General features: G+C 71.5%; 10 protein-coding genes. 1 reads left to right on the top strand and 9 read right to left on the bottom strand.

Translation table 11 applies throughout. The annotated features are described in order from the left end of the window. Window positions 1-10 precede the first annotated feature (10 nt). The 5 genes from FHR37_RS05335 to FHR37_RS05315 form a co-directional block, all read right to left on the bottom strand. Window positions 11-1951 (bottom strand): HNH endonuclease signature motif containing protein, encoded by a 1941-nt coding sequence (locus FHR37_RS05335; RefSeq protein ID WP_330831721.1) that lies wholly within the window; start codon window positions 1949-1951, stop codon window positions 11-13. 180 nt (window positions 1952-2131) lie between these two features. Then, window positions 2132-3139, bottom strand: coding sequence for an adenylosuccinate synthetase (locus tag FHR37_RS05330; RefSeq protein ID WP_092888835.1), 1008 nt, complete (start codon window positions 3137-3139; stop codon window positions 2132-2134). A 109-nt stretch (window positions 3140-3248) separates the two neighbouring features. Then, window positions 3249-4097 (bottom strand): TrmB family transcriptional regulator, encoded by an 849-nt coding sequence (locus FHR37_RS05325; RefSeq protein WP_092888832.1) that lies wholly within the window; start codon window positions 4095-4097, stop codon window positions 3249-3251. 87 nt (window positions 4098-4184) lie between these two features. Next, window positions 4185-4754 carry a methylated-DNA--[protein]-cysteine S-methyltransferase gene (locus FHR37_RS05320; RefSeq protein WP_092888829.1) on the bottom strand — a complete coding sequence of 190 codons (570 nt, stop codon included), beginning with the start codon at window positions 4752-4754 and terminating at the stop codon, window positions 4185-4187. Window positions 4755-4892: 138 nt separating this feature from the next. Further along, on the bottom strand, window positions 4893-5858 hold the full coding sequence (locus tag FHR37_RS05315) for an LLM class F420-dependent oxidoreductase (RefSeq protein ID WP_092888826.1): 966 nt from the start codon (window positions 5856-5858) through the stop codon (window positions 4893-4895). 182 nt (window positions 5859-6040) lie between these two features. Between FHR37_RS05315 and FHR37_RS05310 the strand changes: the two genes are divergently transcribed. Next, complete coding sequence (locus FHR37_RS05310) at window positions 6041-6940, top strand: dihydrodipicolinate synthase family protein (RefSeq protein WP_202818361.1); 900 nt, start codon at window positions 6041-6043, stop codon at window positions 6938-6940. Here the strand turns inward: FHR37_RS05310 and cydC are convergent. The 4 genes from cydC to FHR37_RS05290 are packed head-to-tail and all read right to left on the bottom strand — an operon-like array spanning window position 6927 to window position 12771. Next, a complete protein-coding gene (gene cydC, locus FHR37_RS05305; protein WP_092888823.1) occupies window positions 6927-8579 on the bottom strand; it encodes a thiol reductant ABC exporter subunit CydC in 1653 nt (550 codons plus the stop codon). The two genes, FHR37_RS05310 and cydC, sit on opposite strands and share 14 nt — an antisense overlap. Next, the gene (cydD, locus tag FHR37_RS05300) at window positions 8576-10297 is read right to left on the bottom strand and encodes a thiol reductant ABC exporter subunit CydD (RefSeq protein ID WP_202884483.1); all 1722 of its coding nucleotides are present in this window, start codon (window positions 10295-10297) and stop codon (window positions 8576-8578) included. The genes cydC and cydD overlap by 4 nt, the downstream gene beginning before the upstream one ends. Then, window positions 10294-11280, bottom strand: coding sequence for a cytochrome d ubiquinol oxidase subunit II (cydB, locus tag FHR37_RS05295; RefSeq protein ID WP_092888817.1), 987 nt, complete (start codon window positions 11278-11280; stop codon window positions 10294-10296). Before cydB ends, cydD begins: the two co-directional genes overlap by 4 nt. A gap of 30 nt (window positions 11281-11310) precedes the next feature. Continuing rightward, window positions 11311-12771, bottom strand: a complete 1461-nt coding sequence (locus FHR37_RS05290) for a cytochrome ubiquinol oxidase subunit I (RefSeq protein ID WP_092888814.1) — start codon at window positions 12769-12771, stop codon at window positions 11311-11313. Window positions 12772-12862 lie beyond the last annotated feature (91 nt).

Here is a 12862-nt window from a genome sequence, read left to right as displayed (position 1 = left end):
CGGCCAGGCTTCAGAACGGCGGGAGGTCGTCCTCGGCCGACCGCACTCCGGCGGTGGCCGGCACGGGCTCGGCTGGTTCAACCGGGTCGGTGAGGGAGGGCGCTCCGCTGTGGTACTTGCGGCCGAACGGGTCGGTGAGGGTGTGCTCTCCTGGCCCGGTCTGCTTCAGCTTCCAGTCCCGTTCGGTCTTGGCTTTGTGGTGACGCGCGCACAGGGGCGCGATGTTGTCCACGGAGGTTTCTCCGCCGTCGGCGTACTCGGTGTTGTGGTCCAGGTGACACGTCGCGGCCGGGCGGCGGCAGGTGGTCCACACACACCGCTGGTCGCGGGCATGGACGAGCTCGGCCTGCAGTCCGCGCAGGAACCTCGCAGGTATCGGATGCAGGTGCAGTAACCGCCCGGTGACCGGGTGAGTGACCCCGACGCTGAATCTGGCCTCGGGGTTGTCGAGATGGTTCGCCACGATCCGGCGAGCCACCTCGGTGATGACCGGTCCGAACCCGCCGAGCTCACCGGGCCGGGTGGACAGCCCCATCAGGGTAGTCAGCGGCATGTTCAGCTGCACCTTGGCGCGCGTCTTGATCGGACCCCAGCTCGGCTGCGAAGAGGTCCACGGCGGTGGCAGTGGCGGCGATGTGGAATTGCCCGTCGGCGAATCAGGTGGATCAGGCTGACCCGGCGGATCGGGTGGGTCGGGCTGTCCCGGCGGTTCGGCGTTGCGGGCTGCGGCCTGGTGGGCGGTGATGTCGTGGACTCGGACCCGGTTCATCGCGGCCGCACCACACACTGTGCAGCTGGCCACCGGTGCCGGAGAACAGTTCCCACACTCACACCAGCTGTCGTGCAGGTCATGGTCGGGGAACCGGTGCACAGCACAGTGCCCCTGCCCACCCTGCTCGGTCTCTCCCTGAGCCTGCTCCTCCGACTCACCTTCGGGCTGCGTTTCGTCGTCGGTTCCAGGGTCGGCCCGCTCCTGCGGAGTGTCACCGTCCGCGGGCTGCTGCCCGGAGTCGTCCTGCCCGGAGTCGTCCTGCGCCTCGTCTTGCGCGGCCTGGCTCTGCGGGGCCTGGCCCTGGACGCCTTCGTCCCGCTCGGCCTGGTCGTGCGGCTGGTCGGCGTGCGTGGGGGCGGAGCAGTCGATGATGTCGGCGGCGCCGCTGAGCAGGGAGAAGGCGACGTCCGCGCGTAGCTGGCTCAGCTTGCGGGGGTCGCCGGCAGACTTCACGGCACGGGCAATCGCGTCGATGTACCCGTACGCCTCCGCGGCCTGATCAGCGGACAGACCCCGAATCGCCAGGTCGGCGACACCGTCGACAGCCGGCCAGATCGCCACGTTCCGCCCCGTCCGCGCGGCCCGGTGCCGCTTGCCGGCAGCCTCGGGGTCGGCCTTCACGACCTCCGCCTCCACCTTCGCCCGCAACAACCCGCCCCGAAGTTCCAGCACCTTCGGGAAGATCGCGTCCTCGACCGCACCCCACAGGTCGGGTTTCGCGTCGGTGATCCGATCGACGATCGCCCGCACGTCGGGCAGCTCCAGCCCACCGGACGCCAGCGCCGCACGCACACGGGGCAGGCGGGGCAGGGTGAGGGCCAGCGCCAGATACCAGCTGGCGTGGTAGCCCGACCACCGCAGCAAAGGTTCCAGCACGGCCTGGGTCATCGGGTCCATCTCGGGACTGCGCTGCGCCGGCTCGTCGGGCATACCGGGTTCGGCGTAGGCCAGCTCGTTCACCTCGGCCAGACACTCGGCCTCCGCCCAGCCGATCAGCCGCCGCCACGCCCTGGCCCGCTCCTCCACCTCGAACCCGTTACACACCCCGCGATCCACCGAAGCCAGCAGCACCGCAAGCCGCGGCCCACCCGGCACATCAGCGAACCCATCCGGCAGCACCCGGCGACGACCCGGGCCATCGCCCAGGTCGTCGCCGAAGCACTCACCGCCGTCGCTCACGTGTTCGAGTCTACCGCACAAGATCGACTTCCGCTCGTAGGAAACCCCTTACTCACAAGGTAAATCGAGCGATTTCTCGTCAGCGTTTTGTGGGTCTCCGCACTGAGGAGTAGAACGCGTTCGGTCACCACGGTCCGCCTCGCACCTGGCCGGAGGACCTTGGTGGCAACCCCCGCGGGTTCAGCGGAGGTCGATCATGTCGCTGAGGCCCGGACCGGTGTCCAGCAACACCACCGGCGCTCCGGTGTCGTGTTCGACCTGCTCGATCAGCGCCCGGACCGGTGCGGTGATCGCGGCGGCGTCACGGGTGCCGCGCATCGTCGGGTCCACATGGTCGCAGAACGTCAACGCGATCTGCGTGGGCCCGTTGAGCATCGCGGCGTAGCCGAGGAGGTCCCGGTCCAGCCGGCCGGCCTTGCGCCGCGGCCGTCCGGTGACCACGCCGTACTCCGCGATGCCGCGCCGGAGCACCTCCTCCTCGGGTAGTTCGTACGGCAGCGGCCCCTCGCCGACCCGCGTCGGCAGTGCCTTGACCACCATCAGCACGTCCTGCACCAGCCGCCAGTTCAGGCCCACGTCGTCCATCGCCGCGGCGGCGGTGCAGTTGCCGGAGGTGGTGTAGGGGTACTCGTCGCTGAATCCCAACGACAGCAGGGTTCCCTGCGACCCCTCCACCAGGACCAGACCGTCGCGGGCCACGTCGTTCACGTGCCGGGCGACGTCGCTGAGGTACGGCGCGAGGGCCGGCTCGTCGCGGGCCTGCCGCGCCCGGCGGAGCACGAAGTCCGCCCGGGCGGCGCCGTTTCCGGTGCAGGTCGAACCGACCGTCGTGGCCAGGTGCGCGTCGGCGCGTTCGGCCTCGACGTGCTCGGGCTCGATCAGGGCGCAGCGACCGTCCACGAGCACCCGGCCGGCGAGGCCGAACCTCGCCACCTCGCCGGCCAGCACGGCCGGGTCGACGAGGACGCCGGACCCCACCGCGACGGTCGTACCCGGGTTGATCCACCCGGTCGGCAACTGCCGCGCGCGAACGAGCGTGCCGTCGTCCAGCGTCACGCTCGCGCCGGCGTTGGTGCCGACCCCCGCGCGTACTGCCAACGGCGCCTTGTCACTGACGGCGAGGTGCGCGCACACCTTGCCCTTGCCGGAGTCTCCCCACAACGCGTCCACGATGACGACCGCACCCATGTCAACCCATCCTTTACAGACGTTCGAGCACACGGATTCCCTGCACGGCAGCGCTTTCTGCACCCCGTGCACGCACTGATGTCGCACCACCCGACCGGGCGGTCTCGCGCTACTCCGAGGGGAGCAGCTCCTCCACGACCGGCGCGTCCGCGCCGAAACCGACCACCGACAGCAGCGCACTGGCCTGCTCGGCCGGGAGCAGCTTCGAGCGCAGGTCGACCAGGTGCGGACCGAACGTCTCCTCCAGTTGCGGCCGGAGCTGGTCGTAGATGGCGGCGAGGTAGGCCTCGTCCCGGATGAGTTTCTCCACCACCCTCAGCAGCGCCGGATGTTCTGTGTGCACGGCCGCGGCGGGGTCGTCCAGGGAGGCGATGAGGGCCGTGGTGGAGTCCACGGCGAGGGTGAGCAGGTGGCCGCCGACGGTCTTCGCGGGCGGCTCGTGGCGGTAGACCTCGCCGAAGTCGACCGGTACGTCACCGAAGACGTTGACCACGACATGGCAGCCCGACCGGGCGGCGGCGCGCAGCGGCTCACCCAGCCAGTCCAGGTCGTCGGCCCACAGGCACACCGCGACCCGGTCCCGGGCGTCCGCGACCAGGGCGCCGGCGCGCTCGATCACCGACTCCCGGCCCTTCAGGCTCCAGAACGCGGTGGGCTGCGCCGGCCCGGACAGCGCGGCGAGGTCGGCGACGAGCGCGTCGCACCGCCGGGCGGTCTCGTGCTTGATCCGCCCGAGCACCTGGGCCGGCGGCTGGGCGAGGAATCGCGCGGGCCCGTCGCCGACCTGCTCCACGACGCCGCGGTCGGTCAGCGAGGCCAGCACCTGGTAGACGTTCGCGCGCTGCAGCCCTGCGAGTTTGGCGAGCTCGTAGCCGGTCGCCGACGGCTGCCTCAGCGCCGCGACGTAGACCCGGGCCTCCTGGGAGGAGAACCCCACCCGCACCAGTTCGTCGATCACGTGACGCGAGCCTAGACGAGACGTAGTAGTCGACGCAACTACTACGTCTCTCCTTTCGTGACCTCAGCGCCGAAGCTGCCCGCGGGCTCAGGCCGCGCGGACCCGGCGTTCGAGGTCCAGCAGGAACTGCTTGCGCTCGAGCCCGCCGCCGTACCCGGTGAGACTTCCGGTCGATCCCACCACCCGGTGGCAGGGCACGATGATGCCGATCGGGTTGCGGCCGTTGGCGAGGCCGACCGCCCTGGACGCGGCCGGCCGTCCGAGCTCACGGGCGAGCTCGCCGTAGCCCCGGGTCTCGCCGTACGGGATGGACCGCAGCCCGGCCCACACCTGCTGCTGGAACTCCGTGCCCACCGGCGCGAGCGGTAGGTCGAACTCGCGGAGCCGGCCGGCGAAGTACGCCTCCAACTGCGCGGTGACCTCCTCGAACCCGTCCGGGTCCGGGACACCGAAAGTCTCCGGGCCGGGCCGGTGCCGCTGGTCGGTCATGTAGAGGCCGGCGAGCACACCGTCGGTGGCGACCAGCGTGAGCGGCCCGACCGGACTGTCGACGACGGTGTGGGTGCGCCGGTCGGCGGCCGGTGTCGCGGGCCGGGCCGTGGCCGCGGTGGCCGTCGCGCTCGCCGACGTGGGCCGGGCGCTGATGGAAGTACGCATGCCGTCAACCTAGCCTTTCGCCCGGATCGATCCTGGCGGGAATCCGACATGGCGCTGAACAGCGAACGGGCCCGCCTCCTCCGCGATGGAGGAAGCGGGCCCGAGCGTCCTGGCGGATCCGAACCGCCGCGTACAGCCTCAGCTGAAGCGCGGGATGATCTCGGAAGCGAACCGGTGCAGCGGCTCGTGGTCGTAGGCCACGCCGGGGATGTAGGTGATGAGGTAGTCCGAACCGGCCTCGACCAGCGCCTCCACCTTCGCGGCGATCTCGTCGGAGGTGCCCACGACGTTGGCGTCGGCGAACTGCTCGTAGCTCTGCCGGCCACGGGCCTTCGCGGTGGCCTTCTCGGGGTCGGCACCGGCCTCGATCGGGAACACGTTCAGGCTGGTCGACTTGATGATCGAGTCGTAGTCGCGGCCCAGCTTGTCGCAGTGCGCCTTGAGCACGGACGCCTTGTGCTTGAACGCCTCCGGGTCACCGCCACCGATGTTGGCCGCGTCGCCGTACTTCGCGACCAGCTTCAGCGTGACCTTCTCGCCACCGCCGCCGATCCAGAACGACGGGTGCGGCTTACGCGCGCCCTTCGGCTCGTTGTACGGCTTGTCGATGGAGTAGTACTTGCCGTTGAAGACCGGTGCGTCCTCGGTCCACATCTTGTAGATGAGCTCGGTGGCCTCGCGGAACGCACCCATCCGGTCCCGCAGCTCCGGCCACTCGTAGCCGTAGGCCTTCCACTCGTTCTCGTACCAGCCCGCGCCGATGCCGGCGTAGAGGCGGCCGTGGCTCGCGACGTCGACCGTGGAGGCGATCTTCGCGTACAGCGCCGGGTGACGGTAGCCGTTGCAGCCGACCATCTGGCCCACGTTGACCCGCTTGGTGTCGCGCACCAGCGTGGAGGTGATGGTCCAGCACTCGAACGTGGTGTTCGGCGTGGGCTCGGGCACCGTGTGGAAGTGGTCGTAGACCCAGATCGAGTCCCACGGTCCCTCGTCCGCGGCCTTGGCGACGGCCGTCATCGCTTCGTACTGTTCGACCGGGTCGGCGATCTCGTTCAGATCCATCCGCCAGCCTTGGGGTACGAACACACCGAAACGCGTTGTCATGCGTGGGGTCCCTTCGTCGTGTCCGCTTACCGGACACCTCGCTTGGGACCTTACCGACAGCCGACGAACGATCGGTGACGCCCAGGTGGCCGCGCGAGGGAGCACGACCGGTATCGGACGCCGGGTTCACCGGCCGAGTGCGCACGACCACGCAGGATGACCCGACGACGAAACGGACACTCATGCCCGACCAGTTGCCCGACCCGCTGCCCGACTCGCTGCCCGGCCTCCAGCTGATCACCGCGGTGCCGACGCCGTTCGGTCCCGACCGGTCGCTGGACCTCGTCGGGGTTCGCACCCTGCTCGCTCGCGTCGCGGACTACGGCGTGGACGGCGTACTTGTCGCCGGTACGAACGGCGAGTTCGTCGCGTTGTCCGACGCCGAACGCCTTGCCGTGGTGGAGGCCGCGCTGGAGGTCTGGCCGAACGCGGACGGCGTCTTCGCCCACGTCGGGGCAGCGACGACGTACCAGGCCGTGGCGCTCACCCGGGCGTCGGTCGGCCTCGGTGCCCGCAGGCTCGCCGCGCTCACGCCCTACTACCACCCGGCGAGCAGGCAGGTGGTGCTCGACCACTTCCGTTCCGTCGCCGACGCGGCCGGTGGAGTGCCGGTGTACGCATACCTCTTCGAAAGCCTCACCAACACCAGGGTCGACGTGCCGCTGATGGCCGAGCTGGCAACGATCCCAGGTCTGGCCGGGGTGAAGGTCAGCGGAGCGCCGGTCGACGCGGTGGCCGCCTACCGCGCGGCGCTGCCACCGGGGTTCGCGGTCTACTCCGGTGCGGACATCGACCTGGCCCGCGTCCACCGCATCGGTGGTACCGGCGTCGTCTCCGGTGTCTCCGCCGCCTTCCCGGCGCCGTTCCTGGACCTGGCGGCCGCGGTGCGGGCCGGCGACGAGGAAGCCGAGAAGCGTGCGCAAGCCGAGGTTGACACGGTGGTGTACGCGCTGTCCGGTGGTGTGGCGAGCCTGAAGGCCGCGCTGGACCTGCTGGGGCTGCCGGCCGGTCCGGTGCGGGTCGGCGTCGACCCGCCGTCCGCGCAGGAGTACGACCACCTCCGGCGGCTCACCGGGCGGTGAGCATCCCCAGGTCCAGCACCTCGTCCACCAGGTCGGCCGGCACGGCGCGGTGGGTGACGAGGACGACGGTTCGGTCACCGGTGGCGGCGAGCAGATCGCGGGTGAGCGCGGTCGCGTCCGGCTCAGCCAGGTGCTCGGTGGGTTCGTCGAACACCACCACCGGCGTACCGGCCAGCAGGCAACGGGCCAGCGCCAGCCGTTGGCGTTCCCCGCCGGACAGCCGTTCGCCGTGTTCGCCGACCCGGGTGTGGATGCCTTCTGGGAACGATTCCAGCCGGTCCAGCAGGCGAGCTTGCGCCAGTGCGTGACGTACGTCGGTGTCGTCGGCGCCGGGCCTGGCCAGCCGGACGTTCTCGGCGAGGGTGGTGTCGAAGATGTGCGCGTCCTGGGCGCACAGGCTGACCACCGTGCGCACGTCGTCGGTGGCGAACCTGCGTACGTCCACACCGTCCAGGCTGATCCGCCCCCGGCCCGGCTCGACGAACCGCACCAGCGCCTGCGCGAGCGTGCTCTTACCGCATCCGCTCGGCCCGACCACCGCGATCCGCCTGCCGGGTGGCAGGTCCAGGTTGACACCGGCGAACACCCACGGCGTGTCCGGCGACCAGCGCACTGCGAGGTCGTGCACCCGCAGGTGGTGGGGGCCGGGCGGCAGCGGCAACGGCTGCTCGGGTTCGGCCACCGGCTCCGGTGCCGACCGCAGTTGCGCCAGCCGGGCCAGCGCCGGACGTGCCCGCGCGGCGCCGAGCGCCGCCGCCGGGATCGCGGCGAACACGTCGGCCAGGGCCAGCGGGACCAGCGCCACCACGGCCAGCAGCACCGGGTCCAGCCGCCCGCCGGCGACCGCGGGCACCCCCGCCGTGAGTCCCACCCAGCAGGCCGCGCCGACCGCCAGCACCAGCCCGGCCGAACCGAGCCCGGCGCTCCAGGCCGACCTGCGTTCGGCCCGCCGGAGCCGTTCGGTGCTTGCTCGTACGTGGTCCAGCACCGGGCCGGCCGCACCGTAGGCCAGCAGGTCCGGAGCGCCGTCGAGGAGTTCGGTGGTGGCGGTTGCCAGCCGGCCGCGCTCGGGTGCGACCGCACGCTCGGCCGCCCGGCCGGATCGGGCCACCAGCCACGGCACCACGAGCAGCGCCACTGCCACACAGACCGCGGTCGCCACCCCGGCGGCCGGAAGGACCAGCCCGAGGAACACCGCCGTGGCCGCTCCGGTGATGCCGACCGCCGTCACCGGCAGCGCCACCCGCAGGATCACGTCCAGCACCGCGTCCACGTCGGCGACCAGCCGAGAGAGCAGGTCACCGGAGCGGAACGCCGCCAGCCCGCCTGGGGCCAGTCGCTCCAGCCGGCGGTAGGCGTCGGACCGGACGTCACCCAGTAGCCGGTACGCCGAGTCGTGCGCGAGCAGCCGTTCGACGTAGCGCAGCACACCCCGGCCGAGCCCGAAAGCGCGCACCGCCACGATCGCGACCATCAGCACCAGCACCGGCGGATGCTGGGCGGCCCGCGAGATCAGCCAGGCCGAGGTGGCCAGCAGGGCGACGGCGCTGGCCGCCGCCGCGACGCCCGCTGCCGCGGCGAGGACGAGCCGAACCCCTGTCCTGGCGGGCGTCCCGGGCATCCCGGTCGTCCCGGTCATGCGGGCACTCCGGTGAGAGGGCGACCGGGCCGCGAGGTGGGGGTCGTTCGCAGAGGTACCTCCACGACCCGGTCGGCAAGTGGGAGGAGCGTCGGGCGGTGCGTGACCACGATCGTGGTGACGCCGTTCGTCCGCAGCCGGGTGAGTTCGGCCCGCACCTGCTCCTCGGTTCCGGAGTCCAGTCCCGCGGTGGGTTCGTCCAGCAACAGCAGGCAGCCCTGGCCGGCCGCCAGCCGCCGATCCACCCGCACCAGCGCCCGGGCGAGCGCGACCCGGCGCACCTGACCGGCGGACAGCCCCGCGCCACGCTCCCCTACCGGCCGGTCCGGGTCCAGGTCACCGGCACCGGCGCGGGCCAGCGCGGCGACGACGTGGCCGCGGTCGGCTTCGGGGTCACCGATCCGGATGTTGTCCGCGATGGTTCCCGCAAGCAGGTAAGGACGTTGGGGCACCCAGGCGACGCCTGCCCGCCAGGCAACCGGGTCGACGCGGGCCAGGTCGTGCGCCCCGGCCAGCACCTCACCGGACGCCGGGAGCACGAAGCCGAGCAGACCGGCCAGCAAGGTGGACTTGCCCGCGCCGCTCGGTCCGGTGACCGCCACGGTCTCCCCCGGACGAACGGTCATCGTCAATCCGGCCAGGGCCGGCGCGTCGCGGTCGGGGTAGCGGATCTCGAGGTCTCGTACCGTCAAGGTGACCTTGCCCGGGTCCACGTCGCCCGCACCTCGGTGGGGCAGCGGCGTCTCCAGCACCCGGAACGCCTCCTCCGCCGCGGCGAGCCCGTCGGCACTGGCGTGGAAGTGCGTGCCCACCATCCGCAACGGGAGGTACGCCTCCGGCGCCAGCACCAGGACCAGCACCGCCGTCCGCAGGTCCAGCTCACCCTCGACCAGCCGCAGCCCGATCCCGACCGCGACCAGTGCCACCGACAGGGTGGCCAGCAGTTCGAGGACGAGCGCGGACAGGAACGCGATCCGCAGGGTGGCCAGCGACTCCCGCCGGTGCTCGTCGGACACCTCGCGCAGTGCCCGGGCCTGTGCCTTCGCCCGGCCGAACAGCTTCAGGGTGGGCAGTCCCGCGACAACGTCGGCGAAGTGGTGCGCCAGCACTGCCAGCGCCCGCCACCGCCGCCTGGTCCGTGCCCTGGTGGCCAGCCCCACCAGCACCATGAAGACCGGGATCAGCGGCAGGGTGAGCGCCACGATCGCCGCGGACAGCGGGTCGGCGGTGAACAGGCACACCACGACGGCGGCCGGGACGATGGTGGCGAGCACGAGTTGCGGCAGGTAGCGCGCGAAGTAGCCGTCCAGCGCGTCCAGGCCCGATGTCACCAACGTGGTCAGCGCCGCCCGGCGTTCGGTCCCCAGCCAGGACGGGCCGAGCTCGGCGACGTGCTCGCTGATCCGCCGCCGCAAGGTCGCCTTGACAGCGGCCGAGGAACGCTGGGCGGCCACCTCCTGGCCCCACGCGAGCCCGGCCCGGGCCGCGATCACCAGCCCCAGCAGGGCAAGCGCCCTTCCATACTCGGTCTGCACACCACCGAACGCCCCGCCGAACACCCCGCTGATCACGTCGGCCAGCACGGTGGCCTGGGCGATCACCAGGCCGGCCGCCACCGCGCCGATCCCGGCGGTCAGCCCGACGTACACCGCACTGGACCGGGCGTACCGCAGCAGCCGCGGGTCGAGCGGGCGCACGGACGTTCCCGCCCCGCTCATCCGGCCACCCGCCTGCGGAAGACCCAGTAGGACCAGCCCTGGTAGGCGAGTACGGCCGGCAGGGTCACCAGCCCGGCGATGGTGAGGATGCGCAGCCCGTACGCCGGTGACGCCTCGGTGAGCACCGTCAGGTCGTGCATCCGGCCGAGCGTGGACGGCATCAACACAGGGAAAGCCGAGCAGAAGATCGCCACCACGGTGGCGCCGACCGCGGCCGTGGTGCCCGCGAAAGCCCAGCCGTCGTGGCGCAGCACCACCCCGGCCACCACGCCCAGGGCAGCCACCACACCCACCAGGTCGACCCACCCGGACAGCCCGCCAGCGGGACCGGCTCGCAGCGCGGTCCACAGCCAGAACCCGCCGCCGAGCAGGACGGCCGGAACACCCGTCACCGCCAGCGCCCGGCTCGCCCGAGCCCGCAGTTCACCGGTCGTGCGCAGCCTCAGGAACGCCGCACCGTGTAGCAGGCACAGCGCGAGCAGCGCGCATCCGCCCAGCAGGGCGTACGGATGCAGGAGTGCACCGAGACCGCCGACGAGCACACCGCGACCGTCCAGCGGGAGGCCACGGGCCGCACCGGCCAGCGCGATGCCCCACGCCAGCGGCGGGAGCGCCGAGCCGACCGCGACTCCCAGGTCGCACCGGCGGCGCCAGCGGTCGTCGTCGTGCTTGCCGCGGAACTCCAGTGCGACACCGCGCAGGATCAGCGCCACCAGGATCGCGACCAGCGGGAGGTAGTAGACGCTGGTCAGGGTGGCGTACCACCCGGGAAAGGCCGCGAACATCGCGCCGCCGGCCACCACCAGCCACACCTCGTTGCCGTCCCAGACCGGTGCGATGGTGGACAGCAGCCTGCCCCGCTCCGCCTCGTCGCGGCCGAGCACGCGGGCGAGCACACCTACTCCGAAGTCGAAGCCCTCCAGGACGAAGTAGAGCGTCCAAAAGAAGACGATCAACCCGAACCACAGCGTCGGCAGGTCCATCGTTACGCTCCTGTCTTTTCGAGCAGACCGTCAGTAGGCGAAGGTGACCGGGCGGTCGGCGTCGTCGGAGTCCTCGGCGTCCCGGTCGCCGGAGTCACGTCCGGGCGGTGCGGGGCTCGCCTGGTCGCCGTCGTCGGGCGGCAGGTCGGGCACCTGCCGGGCGACCCGCCGCAGCAGGCCGAACTCCACCACCGCCAGTACGCCGTACACGATCGTGAAGACGGCCAGCGACACGGCGACCTGCCAGGCGGCGGTGCCCGGCGAAACCCCGTCCGCGGTCTGGAACAGCCCGTATGCAAGCCACGGTTGACGGCCGCCCTCGGTGAACAGCCAGCCGAAGCTGTTCGCCAGCAGCGGAAGGAACGGCACCGTCAACGCGACCCGGGGCACCCAGCGGTTGGCGAGCAACCCCGGCTTGCGCAGCACCAGCAGCCCGACCAGGGCAAGGAACGCCGCGAGCAGACCGAGGCCCATCATCAGCCGGAAGCTCCAGTAGGTCACCGGCACGTTCGGCACGTAGTCGCCGGGTCCGAACGCCGCGACCGCCTTGGCCTGCAGCTGGTTGACGCCCTCCACCTTGCCGGTGAAGCTTCCGGTGGCGAGGAACGACAGCAGGTCGGGAAACCTGAAGCTCCACAGTTCCCGCCGCCCGTCCGCCGTCCCCAGGGTGAGCAGCGAGAACCCCGCGGGCTGCTCGGTGTCGAACAGCCCCTCGGCCGCGGCCACCTTCATCGGCTGCAGCTGGGTCATCAGCTTCATCATCGAGTCGCCGGTGACGACCACGCCCAGGGCCGCGGCGACCACCACACCCGAACCCACCTTGGCCGCGGTACGAAACGCGGCCCGGGCGGCGTCGGTCGCGGAGGGCCGGGCCAGGTGCCAGAACGCCACGCCCGCCACCAGGGCGCCGCCGGTGAGCAGGCACGCCGCCGCGGTGTGCAGGCCGGCCTGGATCGCGACCGGGTTCGTCAGTAGGGCGGTGAAGTCGGTGAGTTCCGCCCGGCCGGTCGCCGGGTCGATCCGGTAGCCGACGGGATGCTGCATCCAGGCGTTCACACTCAGGATGACGTACGCCGAGATCTGGGTGCCGATGGCGACCAGCCAGATGCAGCCGAGGTGCACCACCCGCGGCAGCCGGTTCCAGCCGAACACCCACAGGCCGAGGAACGTCGACTCCAGGAAGAACGCGAGCAGGCCCTCGATCGCCAGCGGTACGCCGAAGATGTCGCCGACGAACCGCGAGTAGGCGCTCCAGTTCATCCCGAACTGGAACTCCTGGATCAGCCCGGTCACGATGCCGACGGCGAAGTTGACGATGAAGATCGTGCCGAAGAACTTCGTCAACGTGAGGTAGCGCCGCGCCTTCGTGACGAACCACGCGGTCTGCAGGCCGGCCACGATCGCCGAGAGTCCGATCGACAGCGGGACGAAGAGGAAGTGGTAGACGGTGGTGATGCCGAACTGCCACCGTGCGAGGTCGACTGCACCCATGCCTGAATACTACTTCTTGTAGTACGACAGAGCGTCGTAACCTTGCTCACATCGCGCCGGCGCGGTGACGCGAAGTGCAGTGCCCTAGCCG

The sequence above is a fragment of the Actinopolymorpha cephalotaxi genome, from assembly GCF_013408535.1.
In the GTDB taxonomy this organism is placed as follows: domain Bacteria; phylum Actinomycetota; class Actinomycetes; order Propionibacteriales; family Actinopolymorphaceae; genus Actinopolymorpha; species Actinopolymorpha cephalotaxi.
Note: the sequence above shows the minus strand (reverse complement) of the source record. Positions and strands in the feature narration are given on the sequence as shown.

Coding starts and splice junctions, on each gene's coding strand:
- FHR37_RS05330 (WP_092888835.1), bottom strand. CDS start 3,139: ATGGGTGCGGTCGTCATCGTGGACGCGTTGTGGGGAGACTCCGGCAAG.
- FHR37_RS05320 (WP_092888829.1), bottom strand. CDS start 4,754: ATGCGTACTTCCATCAGCGCCCGGCCCACGTCGGCGAGCGCGACGGCC.
- FHR37_RS05315 (WP_092888826.1), bottom strand. CDS start 5,858: ATGACAACGCGTTTCGGTGTGTTCGTACCCCAAGGCTGGCGGATGGAT.
- FHR37_RS05310 (WP_202818361.1), top strand. CDS start 6,041: ATGCCCGACCAGTTGCCCGACCCGCTGCCCGACTCGCTGCCCGGCCTC.
- cydC (WP_092888823.1), bottom strand. CDS start 8,579: ATGACCGGGACGACCGGGATGCCCGGGACGCCCGCCAGGACAGGGGTT.
- cydD (WP_202884483.1), bottom strand. CDS start 10,297: ATGAGCGGGGCGGGAACGTCCGTGCGCCCGCTCGACCCGCGGCTGCTG.
- cydB (WP_092888817.1), bottom strand. CDS start 11,280: ATGGACCTGCCGACGCTGTGGTTCGGGTTGATCGTCTTCTTTTGGACG.
- FHR37_RS05290 (WP_092888814.1), bottom strand. CDS start 12,771: ATGGGTGCAGTCGACCTCGCACGGTGGCAGTTCGGCATCACCACCGTC.